The 26,300-nt window shown below is 65.7% G+C and carries 25 protein-coding genes and 1 tRNA gene; 4 read left to right on the forward strand and 22 right to left on the reverse strand.

The annotated features are described in order from the left end of the window. Positions 1-78: 78 nt before the first annotated feature. Both QM732_RS09690 and QM732_RS09695 read left to right on the forward strand, forming a co-directional pair. Positions 79-654 carry a helix-turn-helix domain-containing protein gene (locus QM732_RS09690; RefSeq protein ID WP_415655958.1) on the forward strand — a complete coding sequence of 192 codons (576 nt, stop codon included), beginning with the start codon at positions 79-81 and terminating at the stop codon, positions 652-654. A gap of 28 nt (positions 655-682) precedes the next feature. Continuing rightward, positions 683-1,639, forward strand: coding sequence for a Bug family tripartite tricarboxylate transporter substrate binding protein (locus QM732_RS09695; protein ID WP_415655959.1), 957 nt, complete (start codon positions 683-685; stop codon positions 1,637-1,639). Here the strand turns inward: QM732_RS09695 and QM732_RS09700 are convergent. Continuing rightward, on the reverse strand, positions 1,608-2,909 hold the full coding sequence (locus tag QM732_RS09700) for a YihY family inner membrane protein (RefSeq protein ID WP_415655960.1): 1,302 nt from the start codon (positions 2,907-2,909) through the stop codon (positions 1,608-1,610). The two genes, QM732_RS09695 and QM732_RS09700, sit on opposite strands and share 32 nt — an antisense overlap. Before the next feature lie 21 nt (positions 2,910-2,930). Between QM732_RS09700 and QM732_RS09705 the strand changes: the two genes are divergently transcribed. Beyond that, entirely contained in the window at positions 2,931-3,311 is a 381-nt protein-coding gene (locus QM732_RS09705; protein WP_415655961.1) for a DUF2069 domain-containing protein, read from the forward strand. Beyond that, complete coding sequence (locus QM732_RS09710; RefSeq protein ID WP_415655962.1) at positions 3,308-4,711, forward strand: FAD-binding oxidoreductase; 1,404 nt, start codon at positions 3,308-3,310, stop codon at positions 4,709-4,711. The genes QM732_RS09705 and QM732_RS09710 overlap by 4 nt, the downstream gene beginning before the upstream one ends. On the opposite strand, the gene QM732_RS09715 is transcribed toward QM732_RS09710, so the two are convergent. The 21 genes from QM732_RS09715 to tpiA all read right to left on the reverse strand — a co-directional run bounded on the left by QM732_RS09715 (position 4,689) and on the right by tpiA (position 26,292). Further along, entirely contained in the window at positions 4,689-7,922 is a 3,234-nt protein-coding gene (locus QM732_RS09715) for an efflux RND transporter permease subunit (protein ID WP_415655963.1), read from the reverse strand. The two genes, QM732_RS09710 and QM732_RS09715, sit on opposite strands and share 23 nt — an antisense overlap. A gap of 14 nt (positions 7,923-7,936) precedes the next feature. After that, on the reverse strand, positions 7,937-9,103 hold the full coding sequence (locus QM732_RS09720) for an efflux RND transporter periplasmic adaptor subunit (RefSeq protein WP_415655964.1): 1,167 nt from the start codon (positions 9,101-9,103) through the stop codon (positions 7,937-7,939). A 132-nt stretch (positions 9,104-9,235) separates the two neighbouring features. Continuing rightward, positions 9,236-9,784, reverse strand: a complete 549-nt coding sequence (locus QM732_RS09725; protein ID WP_415659360.1) for an NUDIX domain-containing protein — start codon at positions 9,782-9,784, stop codon at positions 9,236-9,238. A 19-nt stretch (positions 9,785-9,803) separates the two neighbouring features. Next, positions 9,804-10,106, reverse strand: a complete 303-nt coding sequence (locus tag QM732_RS09730) for a DUF2818 family protein (RefSeq protein WP_415655965.1) — start codon at positions 10,104-10,106, stop codon at positions 9,804-9,806. A gap of 7 nt (positions 10,107-10,113) precedes the next feature. Continuing rightward, a complete protein-coding gene (gene nuoN / locus QM732_RS09735; RefSeq protein WP_415655966.1) occupies positions 10,114-11,595 on the reverse strand; it encodes an NADH-quinone oxidoreductase subunit NuoN in 1,482 nt (493 codons plus the stop codon). A 20-nt stretch (positions 11,596-11,615) separates the two neighbouring features. Continuing rightward, positions 11,616-13,091: an NADH-quinone oxidoreductase subunit M gene (locus QM732_RS09740; RefSeq protein ID WP_415655967.1), complete on the reverse strand. Its 1,476-nt coding sequence runs from the start codon at positions 13,089-13,091 to the stop codon at positions 11,616-11,618. A gap of 21 nt (positions 13,092-13,112) precedes the next feature. Continuing rightward, positions 13,113-15,152: an NADH-quinone oxidoreductase subunit L gene (gene nuoL / locus QM732_RS09745; protein WP_415655968.1), complete on the reverse strand. Its 2,040-nt coding sequence runs from the start codon at positions 15,150-15,152 to the stop codon at positions 13,113-13,115. Positions 15,153-15,156: 4 nt separating this feature from the next. Beyond that, positions 15,157-15,486, reverse strand: coding sequence for an NADH-quinone oxidoreductase subunit NuoK (nuoK, locus tag QM732_RS09750; RefSeq protein ID WP_415655969.1), 330 nt, complete (start codon positions 15,484-15,486; stop codon positions 15,157-15,159). Then, the gene (locus QM732_RS09755) at positions 15,483-16,124 is read right to left on the reverse strand and encodes an NADH-quinone oxidoreductase subunit J (protein WP_415655970.1); all 642 of its coding nucleotides are present in this window, start codon (positions 16,122-16,124) and stop codon (positions 15,483-15,485) included. The genes nuoK and QM732_RS09755 overlap by 4 nt, the downstream gene beginning before the upstream one ends. A 53-nt stretch (positions 16,125-16,177) precedes the next feature. Continuing rightward, positions 16,178-16,666, reverse strand: coding sequence for an NADH-quinone oxidoreductase subunit NuoI (gene nuoI, locus QM732_RS09760; RefSeq protein ID WP_233394381.1), 489 nt, complete (start codon positions 16,664-16,666; stop codon positions 16,178-16,180). A gap of 2 nt (positions 16,667-16,668) precedes the next feature. Next, the gene (nuoH, locus tag QM732_RS09765; RefSeq protein WP_415655971.1) at positions 16,669-17,766 is read right to left on the reverse strand and encodes an NADH-quinone oxidoreductase subunit NuoH; all 1,098 of its coding nucleotides are present in this window, start codon (positions 17,764-17,766) and stop codon (positions 16,669-16,671) included. Between the two features lie 14 nt (positions 17,767-17,780). Beyond that, entirely contained in the window at positions 17,781-20,087 is a 2,307-nt protein-coding gene (gene nuoG / locus QM732_RS09770) for an NADH-quinone oxidoreductase subunit NuoG (protein WP_415655972.1), read from the reverse strand. Between the two features lie 21 nt (positions 20,088-20,108). Next, positions 20,109-21,449 carry an NADH-quinone oxidoreductase subunit NuoF gene (gene nuoF, locus QM732_RS09775; protein WP_415655973.1) on the reverse strand — a complete coding sequence of 447 codons (1,341 nt, stop codon included), beginning with the start codon at positions 21,447-21,449 and terminating at the stop codon, positions 20,109-20,111. 8 nt (positions 21,450-21,457) lie between these two features. After that, positions 21,458-21,982 carry an NADH-quinone oxidoreductase subunit NuoE gene (gene nuoE, locus QM732_RS09780; protein WP_415655974.1) on the reverse strand — a complete coding sequence of 175 codons (525 nt, stop codon included), beginning with the start codon at positions 21,980-21,982 and terminating at the stop codon, positions 21,458-21,460. 13 nt (positions 21,983-21,995) lie between these two features. Further along, on the reverse strand, positions 21,996-23,249 hold the full coding sequence (locus QM732_RS09785) for an NADH-quinone oxidoreductase subunit D (RefSeq protein WP_415655975.1): 1,254 nt from the start codon (positions 23,247-23,249) through the stop codon (positions 21,996-21,998). A 3-nt stretch (positions 23,250-23,252) separates the two neighbouring features. Then, a complete protein-coding gene (locus tag QM732_RS09790; protein ID WP_415655976.1) occupies positions 23,253-23,849 on the reverse strand; it encodes an NADH-quinone oxidoreductase subunit C in 597 nt (198 codons plus the stop codon). A gap of 10 nt (positions 23,850-23,859) precedes the next feature. Next, complete coding sequence (locus tag QM732_RS09795) at positions 23,860-24,336, reverse strand: NuoB/complex I 20 kDa subunit family protein (protein ID WP_046113908.1); 477 nt, start codon at positions 24,334-24,336, stop codon at positions 23,860-23,862. Between the two features lie 30 nt (positions 24,337-24,366). Further along, positions 24,367-24,726 carry an NADH-quinone oxidoreductase subunit A gene (locus tag QM732_RS09800; RefSeq protein WP_310270349.1) on the reverse strand — a complete coding sequence of 120 codons (360 nt, stop codon included), beginning with the start codon at positions 24,724-24,726 and terminating at the stop codon, positions 24,367-24,369. 174 nt (positions 24,727-24,900) lie between these two features. After that, positions 24,901-24,985: transfer RNA gene (locus QM732_RS09805), tRNA-Leu, on the reverse strand. A gap of 112 nt (positions 24,986-25,097) precedes the next feature. Then, on the reverse strand, positions 25,098-25,487 hold the full coding sequence (secG, locus tag QM732_RS09810) for a preprotein translocase subunit SecG (RefSeq protein WP_415655977.1): 390 nt from the start codon (positions 25,485-25,487) through the stop codon (positions 25,098-25,100). A gap of 61 nt (positions 25,488-25,548) precedes the next feature. Next, complete coding sequence (gene tpiA / locus QM732_RS09815) at positions 25,549-26,292, reverse strand: triose-phosphate isomerase (protein ID WP_415655978.1); 744 nt, start codon at positions 26,290-26,292, stop codon at positions 25,549-25,551. Positions 26,293-26,300: the final 8 nt, after the last annotated feature.

Here is a 26,300-nt window from a genome sequence, read left to right on the forward strand (position 1 = left end):
GCACAATTCGGTAAATTGAACTTGTTCGATATATCGAACTTTCGTGCAGTATCCGGAAAACGTCTATCGCCGTCAAGCATGAACAAGCCCGCCACCGATCTCGAGCCGCCCCGCGTCGGCGCCGCCTTGCAGGCGCTGCGCAGCAGCCGTGGCCTGTCGCTGGACGACCTCTCCAAACGGGCCGGCGTCAGCAAGTCGATGTTGTCGCAGATCGAGCGCAACCAGGCCAATCCCACAGTGGCCGTGGTGTGGCGGCTGGCGAATGCGCTGGGCGTGGAGATGGGCGAGCTGCTGGGTGGCGAGCGCGCGGCCACGCCCGCCATAGAGACGGTACCGGCCCACGCGACGCCGGGGCTGACCAGCCCGGACGGCCTGTGCAAGCTGCGCATCCTGGGGCCCATCGAGCTGGCCGGCCAGTTCGAGTGGTACGAGCTGAGCGTGCAACCCGGCGGCGTGCTGGACTCGCAGGCCCATGAGCCGGGTTCACGCGAGCACCTCAGCGTGCTCACCGGCAGCCTGGAGGTGACGGCCCAAGGCGTGACGAGCCGGCTCAAGGCCGGCGAGACGGCGCGCTATGCGGTGGACGGGCCGCATGCGATACGCAACAGCGCCAAGTCGGCGGCGACGGCGCTGCTGGTGGTCCTTCATCCGTAGACTGCAGCCTCCGCTCAAGGAGGCCCACATGCACATCACCCGCCGCGCGACCCTGGCCACGCTGGCCGCCCTGCCCTTTGCCGCGCATGCCGAGGACAGGCCCATCCGCCTCCTGGTCGGCTTCCCCGCCGGCGGAGGCACGGACGCCATCGCGCGGCTGCTGGGCGAGGCGCTGCAGGTGTCTCTCGGCACGACGGTGCTGGTCGACAACCGGCCCGGCGCTGGCGGCCAGATCGCGGCCCAGGCCTTGAAGACGGCTGCGCCCGACGGCACGACCTTCTTCGTCACCCATGACCACACCATCTCCATCCTGCCGCTGGTGCTGAAGCATCCCGGCTTCGATCCGGCTCGCGACTTCGTCCCGGTGGCCGGCTTTGCAACGTTCGCAAATGCGCTGGCGCTCTCGGGGGGCACGCCGGCAGCCACGCTGCCGGAGTACATCGCCTGGGTCAGGAAGCAAGGCGGCCAGGGCAACGTGGGCGTTCCCGCGCCAGCGTCTGTGCCGGAGTTCCTCGTCAAGCTGCTGGGCGAGAAGAATGGCCTCGGCCTGCTCAGCGTGCCGTACCGCGGCAGCGCACCCATGATTGCAGACATGCTGGGCAACCAGATCAGCGCCGGCGTCGGCTCCGTGCCCGACCTCATCGCCAACCACCAGCAGAAGAAGCTGCGCATCGTGGCGGTCATGGGTCAGCAGCGCCAGGGCGTGCTGCCTGAGGTGCCGACCTTCGCGGAGCTCGGCATCAGTGGCTTCGAGGAACTGCCCTATTACGGCGTCTTTGCCCCGGCGGGCACGTCGCCGGCCGTCATCGAGCGCTTCTCGAACGCGCTGGCGGGCGTCGTCGGCCAACCCGGCGTGCGACAGCGGCTGGCCGAGCTGGGCCTGTCCGTCGGGATGATGAGCGCCGCCCAGCTGGCGGCGCGCGAGCGCGCCTACTCTGCCGTCTGGGCGCGGCTCATGAAGGCTGGGGGCTTCCAGCCTCAGTGAGCAGCAGGCGGTCCAGCGTCACGCTGGACCATTCACCCCGCGCCCACAGGTTGCCGAGCAGGCCCTGCCGACCGGCCAGGAACGCCTCGACCAGCGGCTGGGCCAGTGCACGCTCGGGCGCGCACAGCAGCACGAGGCGCTGAGCGCCCTCCTCTTCCAGCCGGCCCACCCAGTCCATGGCGAGCAGCCTGTCGACGATGGGGCTGAGCTGCAGCGGGTCCACCCGAAGCGCAGCAGCAAGGCCCAGATCGGACAGGCCGCGCTGCCCCGCCTCGCGCGCGCGCCATAGCTCGCGCAGCACCTCCAGCGCCAGCGCAAGCGGTTGGCCCGGCGTGTCGGGGCGCAGATGCAGCCGTCCGGTCAGGCTGGGCGTGTTGGCCGCCAGGATGGCACCCAGCAGCACGATGACCCAGCCGAGATAGACCCAGACCAGGAAGACGGGCACCGTCGCGAAGGCGCCGTAGAGCGTCGAATACGTCGGTACCTGTTTCACGTACCAGGCCAGCAGCGACTTGGCGAGCGAGAAGCCGATGGACACGAACGCACCGCCCAGCAGCGCATGGCGCCAGCGCACATGAGTGTTGGGCACGTAATGGAAAAGCCCGGCGACGGCCAGCCCCAGCAGCACGATGTCCACGCCGCCCAGCAGCGCAGCCAAGTCGCCCGGCAGCTTGGTGAAGAGGCCCTGGCCGACGCTGACGGCATAGCTGGTCAGCGTCAGGCTGCCGCCCAACAGGAGCGGGCCGAGCGTCAGCGCAGCCCAGTAGACAAGCACGCGCTGGGCCATGGGGCGCGGACGCTGCACGCGCCAGATCGCGTTTAGCGTGCGGTCTATGGTGAGCATCAGCGCCAGCGCCGTGACGCCCAGGGCCACCAGACCCACCGCCCCCAGCTTGTTGGCCTTGGCCGCAAACTGCGTGAGCGAAGCCAGCACGGGCTTGGCGATGTTGGGCGGGATCAGGCTCTTCAGAAAGTACTGTTCCAGCGCGGACTGGAAGCTGGAGAACATCGGGAAGGCCGTGAAGATGGCCAGCATCACCGTCAGCAGCGGCACCAGCGAGATCAGCGTCGTGAAGGTAAGGCTGCCGGCGGTGAGGCCCAGCTTTTCCTCGCGAAAGCGCTGGCGGAAGGTGTGCAGCGTCTGCAGCCAGGGCCAGGCCAGCAGCTCGGCGATGAAGTCCCTCGCGAAGGCAACGGGGTTGCGCGCCAGCGGCGCGTCGAGATCATCCGGCGTGGCGGGCGCGGCGGGCGGGAGGGGTGTCGAGGACATGGCTTCTATGATGCCGCAGCTATGTCCCCTGCCCCCGAAAGAACCCTGCCCCGCGCGAACGAACGCCTCTCGCGCAACCTCGCGCTGGCCAGCGTCGTCGCGCTGATCCTGCTGTGCCTGGCCTGGGAGCTGTGGCTGGCACCCACGGGCCGCGGCACCCTGGCGCTGAAGGTGCTGCCGCTTCTGCCGGCGCCCATTGGCCTGTGGCGCTATCGCATGTACACCTACCGCTGGGTGGCGCTGGCCATCTGGCTCTATGTGCTGGAAGGCCTGGTGCGCGCGACCAGCGAGGGCGGCGCCGGCCAGTGGCTGGCGCTGGCCGAGGTGGTGCTGAGCCTCGTCGCGTTCACCGCCTGCACGGCGCAGATCCGCCTGCGGCTCGCAGCCGCCAAGGTGGCATGAACAACTTCATCCACGCCCTGCAAGCCCGGCTCGGCGAGGCCGGCCTGCTGGCAGGTGGCGACCTGTCGGCCTACGAGAACGATTGGCGCAAGCGGTATGCCGGCCGTGCGTTGGCCGTCGCCCGGCCGGCGTCGACCGACGAAGTGGCCGAGGTGCTGAGGCTGTGCCAGGCCCACCGGGTTGCGGTCGTGCCCCAGGGAGGCAACACCGGCTTGGTGGGCGGCTCCACCCCCGACGACAGCGGCCGACAGCTGGTGCTGAGCTTGTCACGCATGAAGCGCGTGCGCGATGTCGACGTCGCCAACGCCAGCCTGACGGCGGAGGCTGGCTGCGTGCTGGCCGAGGTGCAGGCCGCAGCAAGCGGTGCCGGCCTGCTGTTCCCGCTCAGCCTCGCGGCCGAGGGTTCGTGCACGCTTGGCGGCAACCTGGCGACAAATGCCGGTGGCACGCAGGTACTGCGCTACGGCAATGCACGCGAGCTGTGCCTGGGTCTGGAGGTCGTCACGGCGACAGGCGACATCTGGCGCGGCCTGTCGGGCCTGCGCAAGGACAACACCGGCTACGACCTGCGTGACCTCTTCATCGGCAGCGAGGGGACGCTGGGCGTCATCACGGCAGCAACGATGAGGCTTTACCCCCAGCCCAGGGAACGGCTGACTGCGCTGGCGGCCTGTGCCTCGCTGGGCGACGCCGTCGCACTGCTGGGCCTGGCGCGCGAGCGCGCGGGCGATGCACTGACCGGCTTCGAGGTCATGAACCGCGAATCGCTCTCGCTGGTGGCCCGCGAGCTGCCGCAGCTGGACCAGCCGCTGGGCCCCGCTGCGTGGACGGTCCTGCTGGAGCTGTCGGACGCAGAGAGTGCCGAGCATGCTCGCGGCGTCTTCGAAGGCCTGCTCGAGGCTGGTGTCGAGCGGGGCTGCGTGCAGGACGCGGCCATCGCCCAGAACCTGCAGCAGGCCAAGGCCTTCTGGCACCTGCGCGAGTCCATCCCGCTGGCCCAGGCGCAGGCGGGATTGAACATCAAGCACGACATCTCGCTGCCCGCCTCCAGCATCCCCGGCTTCGTCGCGGAGATGGACGCGGCGCTGGCAGCCTACATGCCGGGCATCGAGGTGATCGATTTTGGGCACCTGGGTGACGGCAACCTGCACTACAACGTGCAGGCGCCTGCCGGCGTGGCGCCGGCAGCCTTCCTCGCCGCGCACGAGTCGGCGATCAACGCGCTGGTGTACGACGCCGTGCAGCGGCGCGGCGGCTCGATCTCGGCCGAGCATGGCATCGGCCGGCTCAAGCGCGAGGAGCTGGCCGCTCGCAAGGACCCGACGGCCCTGGCACTGATGCGGGCCATCAAGCGGGCGCTTGACCCGCTTGAACTGCTCAACCCTGGGCGGGTGCTTTGAAGGCGAAGCCCAGCGTCAGCCACTGAAGCAGCGTGGCCGGACGGCGCACCACGCGCATCAGCATCCGGAACACGAAGCGCACCATCACCAGGGCCAGCACGGCCTCGATCAACGTCAGCACGAAGGCTCCTGCCATCGTGAAGCGCGGCGTACGACGGCGGAACTTGGCCATGGCACTGTCGCGGGCGATCTCGATGCTGTCGTAGAAGGTGGGCACGATGAGCAGCGTCAGCAGCGTGGACGTGATGGTGCCGCCGATGATGGCCACGGCCATGGGGCGGTAGAACTCGCCCCCCTCCCCGACGCCGATGGCCACCGGCATCATGCCGGCGATCAGCGCCAGCGTCGTCATCAGGATGGGACGGAAGCGCTTGCGGCCTGCATGCATCAGCGCCTCCTCGCGGTCCACGCCGGCGGCCTCCTCCTGACGCGTCGCGTCCAGCAGCAGGATGGCGTTCTTGGCGACCAGCCCCATCAGCATGATGACGCCGATCAGGCTCATCAGGTTGAGCGTGCCGCGAGTCAGGATCAGCGCGACGACGACGCCGATCAGGCTCAGCGGCAGCGACAGCATGACGCCCAGCGGCGCCGTGAAGCTGTTGAACTGGATGACCAGCACGAAGTACATCAGCGCAATGCCTGACAGCAACGCCGTGATCATGGCCGTGAAGACGACCTGCTGGTCGCGCGCCGAGCCGGCCAGCTCGATGCCGAAGCCAGGCGGGAAGTTGATCTTCTCGGCCAGCTTCTTGGCCTCGGACGTGATCTCGCCGGGAGAGCGGCCCTGGGCGTTGGCACTGACCGTGATGGTGCGCTTGCCGTCGCCGTGCTGGATCTGGCCGGGGCCCTTGCCCATCGTGACTGTGGCGATCTGGTCCAGCGGCACCATGCGGTTGGTGCCGGAGACGGCGATGGGCAGGCGCTCGATGTTGGCCGCATCGACGCGGTCGGCCGGGTGCAGGCGGATGGACACGTCACGGGCTTCGCCGGTGGGATCGATCCAGTCACCGGCCTCGACGCCCGCGAAGGCCACGCGCAGCGCCTGAGCAGCATCGTTGACGGAGATGCCCATCTGGTTGGCCAGGCCTCGGTCCAGTTCGATCTGCAGCTCGTTTTGCGGGTCCTGCTCGGAGTAGCCGATGTCGACGGCCCCCTTGATGCCCTGCATGGTCTTCTGGAACTCCTGCGTGATCTCCTGCAGCTTGCGCGAGTCCGTGCCGTAGAAGCGGATCTGCACCGGCTTTTGCGCACCGTTGTTCAGGTCGTCCAGCACCACATACTCGGCACCGACGAGGCGACCGACCTTCTCGCGCAATTCCTTGGCGACTTCGGCGGCCGAGCGCTGACGCTCGGTGCTCTTGCCGATATCGATGTAAATGCGCCCGCCACTGGCGTTGGGATAGGCGGTGGTCGCCTTGGTCTCCTTCATCGTCGAGGCCAGTGCCGCGGCGGCATCGAGCTTGAGCTTGGAATAGTCCAGGCTGCTGGAGGCCGGGCTTCGCACATCGATGGCCAGGAAACCGGCATCGGCCTGCGGCAGGAAACTGGAGCCGCCCACCGTGGCCTGCAACGCGATGGCGCCGATGAAGCTGGCCACCGCGAACGCGGCCATCCAGCGGCGGTGGTGCAGAGCCCAGGCAATGACGTGGCCATAGCCGTTGGCGACGCCGTCGAACCAGTGGTTGAAGCGCTGCAGCAGCTTGCCGAAGCCCTTCTTGGGCTGCTCGTGATAGCCCGGGGGGTCACCCCAGTAGGCCGACAGCATGGGATCCAGCGTGAAGCTGATCAGCAGCGACACGATGACAGAGGCCACCACGGTCAGCGCGAACGGCTTGAACCATTGGCCGGGGCCATTGCCCATGAAGGCCACCGGCACGAACACGGCCACGATGGCGAACGTGGTCGCGGCGACGGCCAGGCCGATTTCTGCAGTGCCCTCGCGCGCCGCGGTCACGCGGTCGCTGCCGCGCTCCATGTGCCGCACGATGTTCTCCCGCACGACGATGGCGTCGTCGATGAGCACGCCGATGGCCAGGCTCAGGCCCAGCAGGCTCATGAAGTTCAGCGAGAAGCCCATCAGCCAGACGGCGATGAAGGCCGCCAGCACCGAAGTTGGGAGGGACAGCGCCGTGATCAGCGTCGAGCGCCAGCTGTTCAGGAAGGCGTAGACGACGAAGATGGTCAGGCCCGCACCGAAGACCAGCGCGTGCGTCACGTTGTGCAGGCTGTCCTCGGCATCCTTGCCGCCGTCCTGCGTGACGTCCAGCGTGGTGCCGGCGGGCAGCTCCTTCCTGATCTCTTCGACCAGCTTGCGCGAGTCGTTGGCGACGCTGACGGTGGAGGCGTCACGCGAACGCGTGATGGAGATGCCTACGTTGGGCCGGCCGTTGCGCAGCGAGTAGCCGGTCATCTCGGCAAAGCCGTCCTTGACCTCGGCCACCTGGCCCAGGCGCACCACCATGCCGGCGTTGCGCTTGATGATCATCTGCTCGAACTCGCTGGGCGACTCGAGGCGGCCCAGCAGGCGAATGCTCTGGTCCTCCAGCGTGCCGCGCACCTTGCCGACCGGCGCCGTGGTGTTCTGCGCCCGCACGGCGTTCAGCACCTCCGTGACCGAGACACCGAATTCGCGCAGCTTGTCGGCGCGCAACAGGATGGACAGCTCGCGCTTGAGCGCACCGTTGACGCTGACGGTCGACACGCCCGAGATGCCGCGGAAGCGCTCGGCGAGCTTGTCTTCCGCAAGGCGGCTGAGCTGGGCGTGCGTCAGCGACGTGCTTGACAGCGACAGCTGCAGGATGGGCTGGGCGCCCGGATCGGCACGCGTGATGATGGGCTCGCGGATCTCGGTCGGCAGCTTGTAGCGCACCGAATTGATCGAATTGCGCACCTCGTCAGCGGCCTCGATCATGTTCTTCGAGAAGTCGAAGACCAGCACGATGGTGGCACTGCCTTCACGCGACGTGGAGTTGGAACGGTCCACGCCGGAGATGCTCTGCAGCGCCTTCTCGATGCGGTTGACGACTTCTCGTTCCACCGTCTCGGGCGATGCACCCGGATAGGGAATGTTGATGACGAGCACCGGCGGCTCGACCTCGGGGAACTGGTTGACCTTGAGCTTGGATAGCGCCAACAGGCCCACCAGCATCAGCCCGATGACCATGACGACGGTCGCGACGGGCTTGTTGATGCTGAAGTTGGAGAGGAACATCGAGGACCTCCTGCTTACTTGCTGGCGGCGGGAGCCGGCACTGCGGCGGTGACGGCCGAGGCGGCACCCGCGCCCGCAGCGACGCGCTGCACGGGCGCGCCGTCCGTCAGCGTGCCAGTGGGCGCGCGCAGCACCTCGTCCCCCAGGGCCAGGCCCGCAGTGATGACGACCTCCCCGCGGCGCTCGTCGCGCTCGCCCAGGGTCACGGCAATCTTCTTGAGTTGGCTGCCGGCCACCTTCCAGACGAAGGCGTTGTCGCCCTGGCGCTGCACCGACCCCTCGGCCAGCACCAGCGCGCGGCGGTCGGCGCTCTCGACGCGGCCTTCCGCGTAGAGGCCGGCCACCTGCGGCGCCTTGCTGCGGTCGTTGAACTCGGCGATCAGCTCGACCTGGCGCGTCGTCGCATTGGCGGCGGCATCGATGCGTGCCAGCTTGCCGCGGAACTCCGCGTCGCCGAAGCCGTTGATGCGGAAGGCGACCGGCTGGCCCAGCTTGAGCTCGCCCAGGCGGTCGGCCGAAACCTGGCCCTCGAAGCGCATGGACGCCGGGTCGATGACCTTGACCAGCTCGCGCCCGACCTGGACGGTGTCGCCCACCGAGATCTTGCGTTCGCTCACGACGCCATCGAAGGGCGCGCGCACCTCGGTGCGCGAGACCTGCTGGCGCGCCGTGACGGCACGCGCCCTGGCTGCGGCAAGTTCGCTCTGCGCGGCGTTGCGGCGTACCTCTGCGTCTTCCAGACCTTGCATGGAGATCATGCCCTGCTGGTTCAACGTGCGCTGGCGGGCCAGCACGCGCTCTGCCTGCTCGAAGCTCTGCTGGGCGGCGCGCAGTGCCTCGTCGGCAGAGGTAAGGCTGTCGCGAATGGCCGTCGGATCGAGCCGGATGATGAGGTCGCCCGCTCGCACGCGCTCGCCATTGTCCTTGGCCACCTGCAGCACGACGGCCGCGACCTCGGCGCGCAGGTCGGCACGCCGTGCCGGCTGGATGGCGCCGGTAATGACGGGGGCGCCGATCAAGCCGCTCTGGCCGACCTGCCGCAAGTCTTCCGGCGCCAACAGCAGCGGTGCTGCCACCTTGGCTGCACCGGCCTTGGCCTCGTCGGGCTTGCCACCCTTGCTGCAAGCGGTGAGGATCAGGGCCAGCGTCAGGGCAGTGAGGATCGGCGTTGCACGCGTCATGGAGAAGCTCTCTTCAGAGGACAAGGGTCGGTCGGCTCAAAAAACGGCCGAGCTTAACGGTCTGGCAATACTTCGCCAGAGGTCATGCACTAGGTTTATTCACGTCCGCGCAGGCCTGCGCGGAACAGGCTGTCAGGCCGCTGTCTGCCAGTGCAAGGGCCAGGCGCCCTGCTGCCAGCGTTGCAGCCACAGCAGGCCGATCAGCGTCTTCGCGTCGGTCAGTTCACCGCGGGCAGCGAACTGATCGAGTTCGGCTGCGGTGTGCGTGACGAGTTCGAGGAACTCTCCCGCGTCCAGCTTCTGCTCGCCCCTTGTGAGGCCGCGAGCGAAGTAGATGTGTATGCCCTCGTCCGAGTAGGCGATGGCGTTGTGCAGCACGCCCGCGTAGGCCCACTCGGCAGCGCTGTAACCGGTCTCCTCCGTCAGCTCGCGCTGGCCGCAAGCGAGCGGGTCTTCGCCAGCATCGAGCTTGCCCGCAGGGAACTCCAGCATGACACGCCCCATCGGATAGCGGTACTGGCGCTCCAGCAGCAGCCGGCCGTCGTCGAGCAGCGGCACCACCATGACGGCGCCGGGGTGACGGATGTATTCGCGATGGGCGCTGCCACCGTCGGGCAGGGCAACGCGGTCACGACGGACATCGAGGAAATGCCCGCGGTAGACCTGACTGGTTTCGAGCATGCGCTCGGCGAGATGCTCGTCAGTCTCGGCCACGGCGCAGATACCTCCAGACAAAGCCGGGAAAGCCCAGCGTGATGAAGAGGCAGGCCGCCGCAGCATAGAACTCCCAGCCCTGCTCGTGACGCTGACCGATGCGGGCCTCCAGCGCCGAGCCGAGACCGAAGGTCAACGCGGCCATCAGCACCAGCTCCGCCACTCGCCACCAGGCCGCCTTGCGACCCCGGCGCGGGCCGACCAGCAGAACGCGTTCGGTGAAATAAGGCAGGTTGGCCGCGACGATGGCCGCGACGAGGACCAGCCAGACGGCTGCGGACTGGTCCATGGGCCGCTCAGGTCGCGAGGGCCTTCACGATGGCCTGGGCGCACAACGCCATCAGGCCACCGGGCAGCAGGCCGAGCACCAGCACCGCAGCACCGTTCAGCGACATGACGAAGCGGACGTCGCTGGGAGCCGTGATGGGCGCCGTGTCGGTCGGCTCGTCGAAGAACATGACCTTGACGACGCGCAGGTAGTAGAAGGCACCGACCAGCGACACGATGACGGCGAAGACGGCCAGGTAGATGTAAGCCGTCTCATGCGTGGACACCAGCGCCTGCAGCACGGCCAGCTTGGCGTAGAAACCCACGGTCGGCGGCACGCCGGCCAGCGAGAACATGAACATCGTCATGACCAGCGCGAACCACGGGCTGCGCTTGGCCAGTCCGGCCAGGTCCTTGATCTCCTCGGCCTCATGGCCCTGGCGCGACAGCAGGATGACCATGCCGAAGGTGCCCAGCGTCGTCAGCACGTAGGTGACTGCGTAAAACATCGCCGAGCTGTAGGCGTTGGCGGCAGACAGCGTGCTGTCGTTGACGACGCCCGATGCCATGCCCAGCAGCATGAAGCCCATGTTGGCGATGGTCGAGTAGGCCAGCATGCGCTTGAGGTTGCTCTGCGCAATGGCGGCCAGGTTGCCCACCAGCAGCGACATGATGGACAGCACCACCAGCATCTGCTGCCAGTCGACGGCCAGGCCGATCATGCCCTCGACGAGCAGGCGCACGGTGATCGCGAACGCCGCCAGCTTGGGCGCCGCACCGATGAGCAGCGTGATGGCCGTGGGCGCGCCTTGGTAAACGTCGGGCACCCACATGTGGAAGGGAGCTGCGCCGAGCTTGAAGGCCAGGCCGGCGACGACGAAGACCACGCCGAACACCAACACTGCACGGTTGGGTGCGCCCTTGGAGATGACGTCGAAGACTTCGGGAATGGTCAGCGAACCGGTGGCGCCGTACATCATCGACAGGCCGTAGAGCAGGAAACCGCTGGCCAGGGCGCCGAGGACGAAGTACTTCATCGCGGCTTCCGTCGACACGGCATGGTCACGGCGCAGCGCGACCAGGGCGTAAAGCGACAGGCTCATCAGCTCCAGGCCGAGGTAGACGACCAGGAAGTTGTTCGCCGACAGCATCACGTTGACGCCCAGCAGCGAGAACAGGCTGAGGATGAAGAGTTCGCCCTTGAGCATCTCGCGCACGCCGGCATAGGGCCGCGCATAGACGAGCGTGATCAGCGTGGCGACGCAGGCGAAGCCGGCGAGCAGATGGCCCATCGGGTCGGCGACGACCATGCCCTGCATGGCATAGGTGGTCATGCCGGCGTCGAAGTAGCAGAAATGCATGGCCGCGACGACGACCAGCGTCAGCTGCGTCAGCCAGTAGGTCGGGCGGCGCTGTTCGTCGGTGACCCAGAGGTCCACCAGCGCAACGACGCAGCCCATCGCCAGCAGCAGGATTTCGGGATAGATCGCGAGCCAGTTCATGTCGTTCATTGTTTTGCCTCAGCTCGCCTTCAACCCGGGATCTTGCTGAGCGCGACGTGCTGCAGCAGCTCCGTGACCGAGACGTGCATCACGTCCGTGAAGGGCTTGGGATAGACGCCCATGTAGAGCGTGGCCACGGCCAGCAGGCCCAGCATGACGAATTCGCGGCGGTTGATGTCGGTCAGCGCACGCACGTTGTCGTTGGCGATGTCGCCGAAGTAGACGCGCTTGATCATCCACAACGTGTAGGCTGCACCGAACACCAGCGCCGTGGCGGCGATGCCGCCCAGCCAGAAATTGGCCTTGACGGTGCCGAGGATGACCATCCACTCGCCGACGAAGCCGGCCGTGGCGGGCAGGCCGCAGTTGGCCATGCCGAAGAACACTGCGAAGGCCGTGAAGGTGGGCATGGTGTTGACAACGCCGCCGTAGGCCGCGATCTCACGCGAGTGCACGCGGTCGTACAGCACGCCGATGCACAGGAACATGGCACCCGACACGAAGCCGTGCGAGATCATCTGCACGAGGCCACCGGACACGCCGAGTTCGTTGAAGACGAAGAAGCCCAGCGTCACGAAGCCCATGTGCGCGATGGACGAGTAGGCCACCAGCTTCTTCATGTCCTTCTGCACCAGCGCCACGAGGCCGATGTAGACGACGGCGATCAGCGACATCGCGATGATGAGCCACGACCACTCGCGTGCAGCGTCCGGGGCGATGGGCAGCGAGAAGCGCAGGAAGCCGTAGCAGCCCAGCTTCAGCATGATGGCCGCCAGCACGACGGAGCCGCCGGTAGGAGCCTCCACGTGGGCATCGGGCAGCCAGGTGTGAACCGGCCACATCGGCACCTTGACCGAGAACGCGGCCAGGAAGGCGAAGAACAGCCAGGTCTGAGCGCCACCCGGTAGCGGCAGCTTGTGCCAGGTCTGGATGTCGAAGCTGCCAGCCGACTGGTAGTACAGGTACAGCAGCGCAACCAGCATCAGCAGCGAGCCGGCCAGCGTGTACAGGAAGAACTTGAAGGCCGCGTAGACACGGTTCGGGCCGCCCCAGACACCGATGATGATGTACATCGGGATCAGCGTGGCCTCGAAGAACACGTAGAACAGCATGCCATCCAGCGCGCTGAACACGCCAACCATCAGGCCGGACAAGATCAGGAACGCACCCATGTACTGGTTCACGCGCGTCTCGATGACCTCCCAGGCCGAGATGACGACGATGACGGTGATGAAAGCCGTCAGCGGCACGAACCACATCGAGATGCCATCCACGCCCAGGTGGTAGCGGATGTTGAAACGCTCGATCCAGGACTGGTTCTCGACGAACTGCATCGCAGCCGTCGTCGTGTCAAAACCCGTGATCAGCGGGAGGGTGACGAGGAAGCTCGCCACGGCAGCGACCAGCGCCATCCAGCGCACGGCCGTGGCCTGTTCGTCGCGCCCGAGCGCCAGCAGCAACGCGCCGCAGGCGATGGGCAGAAAAATCGCAAGACTCAGCAACATTCTTATTCTCCGCCGCGTCGATCAGAGCCCAAACAGGGCGCTGAACTGGGGCCTGATATAGGGCCAGAGCTGCCAGGTCATCAGACCCATGACGCCGAGGATCATGACCAGGGCATACCAGTACAGGTAGCCCGTCTGCACGCGGCGTACCAGACCCGCGATGCCACCGATGGTCTTAGCGGACCCATTGATGATGACGCCGTCGATCAGGGCGGTGTCGCCACCCTTCCACAGGCCAGTGCCAATGAGGCGGGCTGCTCGGGCCAGGATGTTCTCGTTGATCCAGTCCATGAAGTACTTGTTCTCCAGAACGATGATCAGCGGGCGCAGCACCTTGGCCAGCGTGGCCGGGATGCTGGGGGCAACCATGTAGAACACGTAGGCGGTGACGACGCCGGCCAGCGCCAACCAGAACGGCAGCGTGGAGAGGCCGTGCAGCGCCATCGCAGCTGCGCCGTGGAAGCCTTCCGCCAGCTCCTCCATCGCCGGGTGAGCGTGCAGGTTGACGAAGATGGCGTCCTTGAAGAACTCCCCGAACAGCATCGGCTGGATGGTCATGAAACCGATGACGACCGACGGGATGGCCAGCAGCACCAGCGGCACGGTAACGACCCAGGGCGACTCATGCGGCGTGTGGTCATGACCATGGCCGTGATCGTCGTGGTGATCGTGCTCGCCCGGGAACGGCTTGTGGTGGAAGTGTTCCTTGCCGTGGAAGACCAGGAAGTACATCCGGAACGAGTAGAAGGCCGTCACGAACACGCCGGCGATGACGGCGAAGTACGCGAAGCCCGCGCCCGGCAGGTTGCTGGCGTGCACGGCCTCGATGATCGAGTCCTTCGAGTAGAAGCCGGAGAACAGCGGCGTGCCGATCAGCGCCAGCGAACCCAGCAACGACGTGATCCACGTGATGGGCATGTACTTGCGCAGGCCGCCCATGTTGCGGATGTCCTGGTCATGGTGCATACCCATGATGACGGAGCCGGCGCCGAGGAACAGCAGTGCCTTGAAGAAGGCGTGCGTCATCAGGTGGAAGACGGCGACCGAGTAGGCCGAAGCGCCCAGCGCCACCGTCATGTAGCCCAGCTGCGACAGCGTCGAGTAGGCGACGACGCGCTTGATGTCGTTCTGGATGATGCCCAGGAACCCCATGAACAGCGCGGTGATTGCACCGATGACGAGCACGAAGTTCAGCGCCGTGTCGCTCAGCTCGAACAGCGGCGACATGCGCGCCACCATGAAGATGCCAGCCGTCACCATCGTCGCGGCGTGGATCAGCGCGGAGATGGGCGTGGGACCTTCCATGGAGTCGGGCAGCCAGACGTGCAGCGGGAACTGCGCCGACTTGCCCATCGCGCCGATGAACAGGCAGATGCACGCCACGGTCAGCAGCATCCAGTCGGTGCCGGGGAAGACCATCTGTGACAGCACCTCGGCCTTGGCGAAGGTCTCGGCGTAGTTCAGCGAGCCACCGAAGGCCACCAGCAGGCCGATGCCCAGGATGAAGCCGAAGTCGCCGACGCGGTTGACCAGGAAGGCCTTCATGTTGGCGAAGATGGCCGTCGGCTTCTTGTACCAGAAGCCGATCAGCAGGTAGGACACCAGGCCCACCGCTTCCCAGCCGAAGAACAGCTGCAGCATGTTGTTGCTCATGACCAGCATCAGCATGCTGAACGTGAACAGCGAGATGTACGAGAAGAAGCGCTGGTAGCCGTCGTCCTCTTCCATGTAGCCGATGGTGTAGATGTGCACCATCAAGGACACGAAGGTGACGACGCACATCATCATGGCCGTCAGCCCGTCGATGAGGAAGCCGACTTCCATCTTCAGGCTGCCCAGCGTCATCCACTCGTAGACGGTTGCGTTGAAGCGCGCACCGTCGACGGCGACGCTGTACAGCGTCATCGCCGAGATGATGAAGGCGATGAGCACGCCAAGGATGGTGACCATGTGCGAGCCGCGGCGGCCCACCGTCTTGCCGAAGAAGCCGGCGACGATGGCGCCCGCGAGCGGCGCCAGCGGCACCGTCAGCAGCAGGTTCTGGGAGAGTTGTGCAGACATTCGGTCAGCCCTTCAGCGCGTCGAGTTCCTCGACGTTGATGCTGGCTCGGTTGCGGAACAGCACGACCAGGATGGCCAGGCCGATAGCCGATTCGGCCGCCGCGACGGTCAGGATGAAGAACACGAAGACTTGACCCGCCATGTCGCCCAGGTAGTGCGAGAAGGCGACGAAGTTCAGGTTGACCGCCAGCAGCATCAGCTCGATGGCCATCAGCAGGACGATCAGGTTCTTGCGGTTCAGGAAGATGCCGATCACCGACAGCGCGAACAGCATCGCGCCCAGTGTCAGGAAATGGCCTAGCGTCAGGCCGCCCAGTGCAGCGATACCGGTCATGCCTGGCCTCCTTCGGTGGGTGCAGCAGGTTGAGCGGGAGCAGCCACGGTGGGCGCCATCTTCACGATCTTCAGGCGCTGCGCCTTGGTGACCTTGACCTGCTCGGACGGATCCATGGCGCGCGAATCCTTGCGGCGGCGCAGCGTCAGCGCGATGGCGGCGACGATGGCGACCAACAGAAGCACGGCAGCGATCTGCAGCGGGTAGAGGTAGTTGGTGTAGATCTCGATACCCAGCAGCTTGCTGTTGCCCAGCTGCACCTGGGCCGGCGTGGCAACAGGGGCCTCGGCCAGCTGGAAGCCCCCCATCAGCACGATGCCCATCTCGAAGGCGATCAGTGCACCGATGACGGCTGCCACGGGCAGGTGCTTCCAGAAGCCCTCACGCATGCTGTCCGTGTTCAGGTCAAGCATCATGACGACGAACAGGAACAGCACCATGACGGCGCCGATGTAGACGAGCACCAGCGCGATCGCAAGGAACTCGGCCTTCAGCAGCATCCAGATGCAGGACGCCGTGAAGAACGACAGGATCAGGAACAGCGCCGCATGCACGGTGCTGCGCGCCGTGATGACGCGGAACGAACTCACCAGCAGGATGCCGGAGAAGACGTAGAAGAGGATGGTCGTGATGTCCATACGTATCCAGGCCAGCTGAGCTGGACCGCTGCGGCCGCGAGGCCGGGCAGCGATCAGCGGTACTTGGCGTCGGCCTCCTTTTGCGCAGCAATTTGCGGCTCGTACTTGTCACCGACCGCCAGAAGCATGTCCTTGGTGAAGTAGAGGTCGCCGCGCTTCTCGCCGTGGTATTCGAAGATGCTGGTCTCGACGATGGAGTCCACCGGGCAGCTTTCCTCGCAGAAGCCGCAGAAGATGCACTTGGTCAAGTCGATGTCGTAGCGCGTCGTGCGGCGGCTGCCGTCGGCGCGGACGTCGCTCTCGATGGTGATGGCCATCGCGGGGCAGACGGCCTCGCAGAGCTTGCAGGCGATGCAACGCTCCTCGCCGTTCTCGTAGCGACGCAGTGCGTGCAGGCCACGGAAGCGCGGGCTCAACGGCGTCTTTTCCTCAGGGAACTGAACCGTGATGTTGCGCGACAGGAAATGCCGGCCGGTCAGGGCCATGCCCTTGAACAGCTCGGTGAGCATGAAGCTCTTCGCGAATTGCAGGAAGCCACTCATGCTTACTTCCAGATATTGAGAGGGGTCTGCATCCACAGGCCGACGACGACCAGCCAGACCAGGGTCACGGGAATAAAGATCTTCCAGCCCAGACGCATGATCTGGTCGTAGCGGAAGCGAGGGAACGTGGCGCGCACCCACAGGAACATCGTGACGACGAAGAAAGTCTTGCCAAACAGCCAGGCCCAATTCCAGAACGCCATCGTGTGCTGGATGAAGTCAGGCGTCTGCATGCCCAGCAGGCTCCAGGAGATCGGTGCGCTCCAGCCGCCCAGGAACATGACGACGGCCAGTGCCGACACCAGGATCATGTTGGCGTACTCGGCCAGGAAGAACATCGCGAACGACATGCCCGAGTACTCGATCATGTGGCCGGCCACGATTTCCGATTCGCCTTCGACGACGTCGAACGGATGGCGGTTGGTTTCGGCCAGGCCCGAGATGAAGTAGACGACGAAGATGGGCAGCAGCGGCAGCCAGTTCCAGGAGAGGAAGTTCAGGCCCATGTCCGCGAACATGCCCTTCTCCTGCACTTGCACGACCGTGGTCATGTTCAGGCTGCCGGTCACCATCAGCACGACGACCAGCGCGAAGCCCATGGCGATTTCGTAGGAGACCATCTGGGCCGACGCGCGCAGCGCGCCCAGGAAGGCGTACTTCGAATTGGACGCCCAGCCGGCAATGATGACGCCGTAGACCTCCAGGGACGTGATCGCCATCAGGAAGAGCAAGCCGGCGTTGACGTTGGCCACGGCAGCATCCGGGCCGAAGGGCACGACAGCCCAGGCGGCCAGTGCCGGCATGATGGTCATGACGGGGCCGAGGAAGAACAGGCCCTTGCTTGCGGCCGTCGGCTTGATGATCTCCTTGAAGATCAGCTTGACCGCATCGGCGATGGGGGTCAGCAGGCCATAGGGACCCACACGGTTGGGACCGGGCCGGATCTGCGACCAGCCGATGGCCTTGCGCTCCCACAGCGTCAGATAGGCGACGCAGATCATCAGCGGTGCAACGACCGCGATGATCTTCAGCAGGCTCCAGACCAGGGGCCACAAGGCTCCCAGCAGCGAGGCGCCGTTTTGGTAGAGGGTGTCGATCATTGGTTCAGGCTCCCTCAGACCTTGCTGATGCTCAGCGTGCCGAAGGCGGCGCCGAGGGTGGCGGTTTGCGGCAGGCCGGCGGGCACGCGGGCCAGACCTTCGGGCAGGCCGGCTTCCAGGCGGGCCGGAAGTTGGGCGGCACCGCCGTCCTGCACGATGCGCACCTGGTCACCTTCGTTCAGGCCCAGCTGCTGCCACAGGCCGGCGGACAGCCCCACGAGGCCGGCCTCGCGGCCGTCGGTGGTCAGTTGCAGCGACGTGGCATTGCGCACCAGAGCATCGGCGGCGTAGATGGGCAGATTGGCAAAGCGTTCGATGCCCTCTGCCTTCGCAGCCAGTTGCGGCACGGCGGCAGTTGTGTTGTTCAGGCGGCTTGCAACGTCTCCACCCAGGGCCTGTTCGCGCACCTGCTCCGAGCTGTCCTGGTTGAAGCCTTCGAGGCCCAGCAGGTTGCCCAGCACGCGCAGCACCTTCCAGGCGGGGCGGGTCTCGGCCAGCGGCTTGACGACACCAACGAAGCTCTGCAGACGGCCCTCGGCGTTGACGAAGCTGCCCGAGGTCTCGGTGAACGGCGCGATGGGCAGCACCACGTCGGCGTACTCAAGGCCGCTCTTGAACGGGCTCAGCACGACGACCATCTCGGCCGCATCCAGCGCCTTGGCGGCTGCCGCTGCGTTGGCGGAGTCGAGCACCGGGTCGGTATTCAGCAACAGCGCGGCCTTGAGCGAGGTGCCGGTCAGCATCTGGCCGGCGTTCAGGCCGCCGGCCTGCGGCTGGGCCTTCACGAGCTGTGCGCCCACGGTGTTGGCGGCTTCCGTCAGGTAGCCGACGCTGGCACCGGTCTTGGCAGCGATCCACTGCGCCAGCGCGAGCAGGCTGGCGGCCTGCGGGTGTTCGGCAGCGGCGTTGCCCAGCAGCACGGCACGGGCAGTGCCCGAGGACAGGCTTGCAGCGATGGCCTTGGCTTCGTCGGTGGCCGTGCCAGCCAGCGGAGCGCCTTCGCCAAGTGCGGCGGCGACGTCGGCCAGGGCCTGCACCCAACCCGACGGCGCGACGGATTGCGAAGCAGCCAGCGGCATCAGCCAGTCATCGCTGCTGACGCCGATGCGCGTGATCGCGGCGCCGCGGCGCGCGGCGTGGCGCAACCGGGCAGCAAACAGCGGATGGTCCTTGCGCAGGTTGGAGCCGATCACCAGAGCGCGATCCAGCTCGGACAGCTTGGCGATGGACGTACCCAGCCAGCGCGCCTGGCCTGCCGGCGCGGCATTGCCGAAGTCGCTGTGACGCAGGCGATGGTCGATGTTGTCGCTGCCCAGGCCGCGCACGACCTGCGCCAGCAGGTGCAACTCCTCGACGGTGCTGTGGGCCGAGCCCAGAGCGCCGATGGCTGCGGGGCCGTGGTCGGCCTTGATGACCTTCAGGCCGTTGGCGACGTATTCCAGCGCGGTCGTCCAGTCGACCTGCTTCCATGCCCCACCCTGCTTGATCATCGGCGCGTTCAGACGCGCGTCGCTGTTCAGTGCTTCATAGCTGAAGCGGTCACGGTCGGCGATCCAGCATTCGTTGACGTCCTCGTTCTCCAGCGGCACGACGCGCAGCACCTGATGGTTCTTGACCTGGACGATCAGGTTGGCACCGGTGGAGTCGTGCGGGCTGACGCTCTTGCGGCGCGACAGTTCCCACGTGCGGGCGCTGTAGCGGAACGGCTTGCTCGTCAATGCGCCGACCGGACAGATGTCGATCATGTTGCCCGACAGCTCGGAGTCAACCGTGCGGCCGACGAAGGTCTGGATCTCGCTGTGCTCGCCACGGTGGGCCATGCCCAGTTCCATCTGGCCAGCGATCTCCTGGCCGAAGCGCACGCAGCGGGTGCAGTGGATGCAACGGCTCATCTCCTCCATGGAGATCAGCGGGCCGACGTTCTTGTGGAAGACGACGCGCTTCTCTTCGGAGTAGCGGCTCTTGCCGGAGCCATAGCCCACGGCCAGGTCCTGCAGCTGGCACTCGCCGCCCTGGTCGCAGATGGGGCAGTCCAGCGGGTGGTTGATCAGCAGGAATTCCATGACGCCCTGCTGGGCCTTGACCGCCTTGTCGCTCTTGGTGCGGACGATCATGCCTTGCGTGACGGGCGTCGCGCAGGCGGGCATGGGCTTGGGGGCCTTTTCCACATCGACCAGGCACATGCGGCAGTTGGCCGCGATGCTCAGCTTCTTGTGATAACAGAAATGCGGGATGTAGGTGCCGGCCTTCTCGGCAGCATGCATGACCATGCTGCCTTCCTGGACCGAGACCTTCTGACCGTCGAGTTCGATTTCAACCATGATGGTGTTTCCCTAGGCAGCTCAGGTCGGAGCCACCAGGGGCTTCTTGTGTTCAATCAGGTGCACGAACTCGTGCTTGAAGTGCTTGATCATGGCGCGCACGGGCATCGCAGCGGCGTCGCCCAGCGCACAGATCGTGCGGCCCTGGATGTTGTCGGCCACGGAGTTCAGCAGGTCGATGTCCTCGGCCCTGCCCTCGCCGTGGTAGATGCGTTCCAGCACGCGGTGCATCCAGCCCGTGCCTTCACGGCACGGCGTGCACTGGCCGCAGGACTCGTGGGCGTAGAAGTACGACAGGCGCAGCAGGCTCTGCACCGCGCAACGCGTGTCGTCCATGACGATGACGGCGCCCGAGCCCAGCATGGAGCCGGCCTTGGCGATGGAGTCATAGTCCATCGTGCACTGCATCATCACCTCGGCCGGCAGCACCGGCGCGGACGAGCCGCCCGGGATGACGGCCTTGAGCTTGCGACCCTTGCGCACACCACCGGCCATTTCGAGCAGCACCGAGAACGGCGTGCCCAGCGGGATCTCGAAGTTGCCGGGCTTCTCGACGTCGCCCGAGACCGAGAACAGCTTGGTGCCGCCGTTGTTGGGCTTGCCGATCTCGAGGTAGGCCTGGCCGCCATTGCGGATGATCCAGGGCACAGCCGCGAAGGTCTCGGTGTTGTTGATCGTCGTGGGCTTGCCGTACAGGCCGAAGCTGGCCGGGAACGGCGGCTTGAAGCGCGGCTGGCCCTTCTTGCCTTCCAGCGACTCCAGCAGCGCGGTTTCCTCGCCGCAGATGTAGGCGCCGAAACCATGGTGTGCGTGCAGCTGGAAGCTGTAGCTGCTGCCCATGATGCTGTCGCCAAGGTAGCCGGCTGCACGAGCTTCTTCCAGGGCCGCCTCGAAGCGCTCGTAGACCTCGAAGATCTCGCCGTGGATGTAGTTGTAGCCCACCGTGATGCCCATCGCGTAGGCGGCGATGGCCATGCCCTCGATGACCTGATGCGGGTTGAACATCAGGATGTCGCGGTCCTTGCAGGTGCCGGGCTCGCCTTCGTCGGAATTGCAGACGAGGTACTTCTGGCCCGGGAACTGGCGGGGCATGAAGCTCCACTTCAGGCCGGTCGGGAAGCCAGCGCCACCGCGGCCGCGCAAGGCCGAGGTCTTGACTTCGGCGATGACCTGGTCGGGGGTCAGGCCTTCACCGCCATCCTTGCCGAGGATCTTGCGCAGCGCGGCGTAGCCGCCACGCGATTCGTAGTCCTTGATCGACCAGTTCTTGCCGTTCAGGTCCGCGTAGATCTGCGGGCTGATATGGCGGCCGTGGAAGCAGGTCTCGGCGCCGGTGCTTTGGAATTTGGAGAGGTCCAGCATCGTTGTCCTCAGGCCTTCGCAGCTTGCTTGCCGGCTTCAGCGCGCAGCACGTCGACCAACTCGTCCAGGCGGTCGTTGCTCATGAAGCTGCACATCTGGCGGTCGTTGACCAGCATCACCGGCGAGTCGGCGCAGGCGCCCAGGCACTCGCTCTTCTGCACGGTGAACAGGCCGTCGGCCGTCGTTCCGCCCTGCTCGATGCCGAGCTTGCTGCACAGGTGGTCCAGAGCCTTCTGGCCGTCACGCAGCTGGCAGGGCAGGTTCGCGCAGACGTTCAGCTTGAACTTGCCAACCGGGCGCTGGTTGTACATGTTGTAGAAGGTCGTCACCTCGTAGACCGCAATGGTCGGCATACCGAGGTGGGCGGCGATGGCGTCTTCCGCCGCGCGCGAGACGTAGCCCTCTTCCTGCTGCACGATGGCCAGGCAGGCCATGACGGCGGACTGGCGCAGTTCGTAGGGGTACTTGGCGACCTCGCGGTCGAAGCGAGCGCGGGTCGCGTCGCTGAGGGTGTAGGCGTTGCTGCTGGTCATCGTCTGCTGCGCTTCAACGGTCGATCTCGCCGAACACGATGTCCATCGTGCCGATGATGGCCACCGCGTCCGCGATCATGTGGCCCTTGCCCATCTCGTCCAGGGCAGCCAGGTGCGGGAAGCCCGGCGCACGGATCTTCAGTCGATAGGGCTTGTTGGCGCCGTCGCTGACGATGTAGATGCCGAACTCGCCCTTCGGGTGCTCGACGGCCGCATAGGCCTCGCCCGCCGGCACGTGGAAGCCTTCGGTAAAGAGCTTGAAGTGGTGGATCAGCTCTTCCATGCTGGACTTCATGTCCACGCGCGACGGCGGCGCCACCTTGTGGTTGTCGGTGATGACGGGGCCCGGGTTGGCCTTCAGCCACTTCACGCACTGCTCGACGATGCGGCAAGACTGGCGCATCTCCTCGACGCGAACGACGTAGCGGTCGTAGGTATCGCCGTTGGTGCCGACAGGCACGTCGAAGTCCATCTTGTCGTAGACGTCGTAGGGCTGCTTCTTGCGCAGGTCCCAGGCGATGCCCGAGCCACGCAGCATCGCGCCGGTGAAGCCCATGTTCAGCGCGCGCTCGGGCGACACCACGCCAATACCGACCGTACGCTGCTTCCAGATGCGGTTGTCCGTCAGAAGCGTCTCGTAGTCGTCGACGTTCTTGGGGAAGCGCTTGCAGAAGTCCTCGATGAAGTCCAGCAGCGAGCCCGAACGGTTCTCGTTCAGCTGCGCGATGGCCTTGGCATTGCGAATCTTGCTGACCTGGTACTGCGGCATGCTGTCCGGCAGATCGCGGTAGACGCCGCCCGGACGGAAGTAGGCCGCGTGCATGCGCGCACCCGACACCGCCTCGTACATGTCGAAGATGTCCTCACGCTCGCGGAAGCAGTAGATGAGGATGTTCATCGCACCGCAGTCCAGGCCGTGGCAGCCCAGCCAGAGCAGGTGATTCAGGATGCGGGTCAGCTCGCCGAACATCACGCGGATGTACTGCGCGCGCATCGGCACCTCGATGCCCAGCATCTTCTCGATCGCCAGGCAGTAGGCATGCTCGTTGGACATCATCGACACGTAGTCGAGACGGTCCATGTAGGGCAGCGACTGGATGAAAGTCTTGCTCTCGGCCAGCTTCTCGGTGGCGCGGTGCAGCAGGCCGATGTGGGGGTCGGCACGTTGGATGACTTCGCCGTCCAGCTCCAGCACCAGGCGCAGCACGCCGTGGGCGGCCGGATGCTGAGGACCGAAGTTCAGCGTGTAGTTCTTGATCTCTGCCATGGCTTACAGACCGCCGTACTTGTCTTCGCGGATGATGCGCGGCGTGATCTCGCGCGGCTCGATGGTCACCGGCTGGTAGATCACGCGCTTTTGCTCGGCGTCGTAACGCATCTCGACATGACCCGACACCGGGAAGTCCTTGCGCATCGGGTGGCCGATGAAACCGTAGTCCGTCAGGATGCGGCGCAGGTCGTTGTGGCCGTCGAAGATGACGCCGTACATGTCGAACGCCTCGCGCTCGAACCAGTTCGCCGAGCTCCACACGCCAGTGACCGAAGCCACGCAGGGGAAGTCGTCATCGGCGGCGAACACCTTCAGCCGCAGCCGGAAGTTGTGCACGACGGACAGCAGGTGGCTGACAACGGCGTAGCGCTGGCCCTCCCAGGCGCCGTCGCCGTAGGCGCTGTAGTCGACGCCGCAGAGGTCGATCAGCTGCTCCAGCTTCAGCTCGGGGTGGTCATGCAGCGTGTTGGCCACATCGAGATAGTCAGCTGCCCGCACGGTCAGCGTCAGTTCGCCAAGCGCGAGCTGCAGCGACACGACGCGTTCGCCGAGGATGGCGCCGATCTGCTGCGCCAGGGTTTCGAGATTGGGGCTCATACCTTGGCGCTCAGCGGGCAATGGTGTTTTCGCGGCGGATCTTGGCCTGCAGCTGCAGGATGCCGTACAGCAGTGCCTCGGCCGTCGGCGGGCAGCCGGGCACGTAGACATCCACCGGCACGATGCGGTCACAGCCCCGCACGACGGAGTAGCTGTAGTGGTAATAGCCGCCGCCGTTGGCGCAGGAGCCCATCGAGAGCACCCAGCGCGGCTCGGCCATCTGGTCATAGACCTTGCGCAGCGCCGGCGCCATCTTGTTGCACAACGTGCCGGCCACGATCATCAGATCGGACTGGCGCGGGCTCGGACGGAACAGCATGCCAAAGCGGTCGATGTCATAGCGCGCGGCACCCGCGTGCATCATCTCGACGGCACAGCATGCCAGGCCGAACGTCATCGGCCACAGCGAGCCGGTCTTGGACCAGTTGATGAGCTTGTCGACCGAGGTGGTGACAAAGCCCTCTTTCAGGACGCCTTCAATACCCATTTGAAATTCCCAGCTTGTGTCGGCGGACGCTTATTCCCAATCGAGGGCGCCTTTTTTCCATTCGTAGGCGAAGCCCACGACCAGGATGCCGAGGAAGATCATCATCGCCCAGAAGCCGGTCGCACCGATTTCCTTGAGCGCTACGGCCCAAGGGAACAGGAAGGCGATTTCCAGGTCGAAAAGAATGAACAGGATGGCGACGAGGTAGTAGCGCACATCGAATTTCATGCGCGCGTCTTCAAAGGCCTCGAAGCCGCATTCGTAGGGGGAGTTCTTGGCCTGATCCGGCCGATTGGGACCGAGCAGCGCGCCGAGCACCTGGGGCGCGATCCCGACCACTGCGCCAACCAGGATGAAAAGGATGACGGGCAGGTATTGTTCGAGATTCATCTGCGCTTTCTCGTGTCACAAAAGCAAACAGGCGCGCCACCAGCGAATCGAAAGATATCGCTCGCGGATCGCGCCCGCCTGGAACCTTGCATCCACCTCCGGCTCGAACCGGATGATCTCTGCGACAGGCCGCTTTGGCCGGCCCCCGAACCAACGGAAGCCTTGCCGATTGTTTGGTGCCGTCGGCGAGACTCGAACTCGCACAGCTTTCGCCACTACCCCCTCAAGATAGCGTGTCTACCAATTTCACCACGACGGCTGGTACTCAAATCTGCCTGGCAACTAGGGAGGGTTTTTCCTGCCAGACAGCCTCGCATTCTATACCGGAAAAGCCCGCCTCCCTGTGAAGAAACGCGGGTTTTAGTCAGCCCTCAGTTCGTCGCGGCCGAAGCTGCCACGGAGGCCGGCGCAGCCGGAGCAACGACGGCACCCGGGATGGCCGCAGCGCCCGACGCTGCCGGCGCCGGCGCCACGACGGCGGCACGGTCCAGCACGTTGTCGGAAGCAGCAGGCGAAGACGTGCGCCCATTGGACAGGAAGGCCAGACCCAGCGTGCAGCCAAAGAACAGCGTCGCAGCGAACGCCGTAGTGCGCGACAGGAAGTTCGCGCTGCCGGTCGCGCCGAACAGGCTGCCCGAGGCGCCGCTGCCAAAGGAGGCGCCCATGTCGGCACCCTTGCCATGCTGAACCAGCACCAGACCGATGATCGCCAGAGCCGACAGCAACTGAACGATCAACACCAGATTCGCAAAGACCTGCATTCCAAACACTCCATCAAAACACTTGTGGCGCCCTGCCCTGCGGCCCAGGCACCGGGAAAACTCAGTGAGCCGCAGCCAGGCAGACGGCCGCGAAATCGGCCACCTTCAAGGAAGCGCCGCCGATCAGACCGCCATCGATGTCGGGCTGAGCGAACAATTGGACGGCGTTGTCAGCCTTGACGCTGCCACCATAGAGGATGCGCATCGTCGAGGCGCGATCCGTTGCTGCCTGCAACTGGGCGCGCAGTACCGCGTGCACGGCCTGCGCTTGCTCGGGCGTGGCTGTCAGCCCGGTGCCGATTGCCCAGACGGGCTCATAGGCCACGACCATCTCACCGCAGCAGTGCCCCAGCGTATGGATGACGGCGGCGAGCTGGCGCTTGACGACGACTTCGGTCTGTCCAGCCTCCCGCTCGGCCCGCGTCTCCCCAACGCAGACGATGGGCGTCACGCCATGCGCCAGCGCAGCCTTGGCCTTGTCGGCGACGAGCTGGTCGGTCTCACCGTGATACGCGCGGCGCTCCGAGTGACCAACGATGGCGTAGCGGCAGCCGATGTCTTGCAGCATGGCCGACGACACTTCGCCGGTATAGGCCCCCTGCTCATGTGCGGAGCAGTCCTGCGAACCGTAGGCGATGGCTGTACCGGTCAAAGCCAGGGCCGTCTCTGCAATGTAGGGAAAAGGCACGCAAACGGCGACGTCGGCGTTCCAGGGGCCCGCCTCCTTGAGGCCAGCAAGCAGTTGGGCGTTGGCTGCACGGCTGCCATGCATCTTCCAGTTACCGACGACGAGTTTCTTTCTCATCTCCACTC

The sequence above is a fragment of the Roseateles sp. genome, from assembly GCF_047654805.1.
In the GTDB taxonomy this organism is placed as follows: Bacteria; Pseudomonadota; Gammaproteobacteria; order Burkholderiales; family Burkholderiaceae_C; genus Pelomonas.

Bases quoted from the DNA above. Each gene is read 5' to 3' on its own strand.
- QM732_RS09690 (WP_415655958.1), top strand. From the start codon at position 79: ATGAACAAGCCCGCCACCGATCTCGAGCCGCCCCGCGTCGGCGCCGCC.
- QM732_RS09695 (WP_415655959.1), top strand. From the start codon at position 683: ATGCACATCACCCGCCGCGCGACCCTGGCCACGCTGGCCGCCCTGCCC.
- QM732_RS09700 (WP_415655960.1), bottom strand. From the start codon at position 2,909: ATGTCCTCGACACCCCTCCCGCCCGCCGCGCCCGCCACGCCGGATGAT.
- QM732_RS09705 (WP_415655961.1), top strand. From the start codon at position 2,931: ATGTCCCCTGCCCCCGAAAGAACCCTGCCCCGCGCGAACGAACGCCTC.
- QM732_RS09710 (WP_415655962.1), top strand. From the start codon at position 3,308: ATGAACAACTTCATCCACGCCCTGCAAGCCCGGCTCGGCGAGGCCGGC.
- QM732_RS09715 (WP_415655963.1), bottom strand. From the start codon at position 7,922: ATGTTCCTCTCCAACTTCAGCATCAACAAGCCCGTCGCGACCGTCGTC.
- QM732_RS09720 (WP_415655964.1), bottom strand. From the start codon at position 9,103: ATGACGCGTGCAACGCCGATCCTCACTGCCCTGACGCTGGCCCTGATC.
- QM732_RS09725 (WP_415659360.1), bottom strand. From the start codon at position 9,784: ATGCTCGAAACCAGTCAGGTCTACCGCGGGCATTTCCTCGATGTCCGT.
- QM732_RS09730 (WP_415655965.1), bottom strand. From the start codon at position 10,106: ATGGACCAGTCCGCAGCCGTCTGGCTGGTCCTCGTCGCGGCCATCGTC.
- nuoN (WP_415655966.1), bottom strand. From the start codon at position 11,595: ATGAACGACATGAACTGGCTCGCGATCTATCCCGAAATCCTGCTGCTG.
- QM732_RS09740 (WP_415655967.1), bottom strand. From the start codon at position 13,091: ATGTTGCTGAGTCTTGCGATTTTTCTGCCCATCGCCTGCGGCGCGTTG.
- nuoL (WP_415655968.1), bottom strand. From the start codon at position 15,152: ATGTCTGCACAACTCTCCCAGAACCTGCTGCTGACGGTGCCGCTGGCG.
- nuoK (WP_415655969.1), bottom strand. From the start codon at position 15,486: ATGACCGGTATCGCTGCACTGGGCGGCCTGACGCTAGGCCATTTCCTG.
- QM732_RS09755 (WP_415655970.1), bottom strand. From the start codon at position 16,124: ATGGACATCACGACCATCCTCTTCTACGTCTTCTCCGGCATCCTGCTG.
- nuoI (WP_233394381.1), bottom strand. From the start codon at position 16,666: ATGAGTGGCTTCCTGCAATTCGCGAAGAGCTTCATGCTCACCGAGCTG.
- nuoH (WP_415655971.1), bottom strand. From the start codon at position 17,766: ATGATCGACACCCTCTACCAAAACGGCGCCTCGCTGCTGGGAGCCTTG.
- nuoG (WP_415655972.1), bottom strand. From the start codon at position 20,087: ATGGTTGAAATCGAACTCGACGGTCAGAAGGTCTCGGTCCAGGAAGGC.
- nuoF (WP_415655973.1), bottom strand. From the start codon at position 21,449: ATGCTGGACCTCTCCAAATTCCAAAGCACCGGCGCCGAGACCTGCTTC.
- nuoE (WP_415655974.1), bottom strand. From the start codon at position 21,982: ATGACCAGCAGCAACGCCTACACCCTCAGCGACGCGACCCGCGCTCGC.
- QM732_RS09785 (WP_415655975.1), bottom strand. From the start codon at position 23,249: ATGGCAGAGATCAAGAACTACACGCTGAACTTCGGTCCTCAGCATCCG.
- QM732_RS09790 (WP_415655976.1), bottom strand. From the start codon at position 23,849: ATGAGCCCCAATCTCGAAACCCTGGCGCAGCAGATCGGCGCCATCCTC.
- QM732_RS09795 (WP_046113908.1), bottom strand. From the start codon at position 24,336: ATGGGTATTGAAGGCGTCCTGAAAGAGGGCTTTGTCACCACCTCGGTC.
- QM732_RS09800 (WP_310270349.1), bottom strand. From the start codon at position 24,726: ATGAATCTCGAACAATACCTGCCCGTCATCCTTTTCATCCTGGTTGGC.
- secG (WP_415655977.1), bottom strand. From the start codon at position 25,487: ATGCAGGTCTTTGCGAATCTGGTGTTGATCGTTCAGTTGCTGTCGGCT.
- tpiA (WP_415655978.1), bottom strand. From the start codon at position 26,292: ATGAGAAAGAAACTCGTCGTCGGTAACTGGAAGATGCATGGCAGCCGT.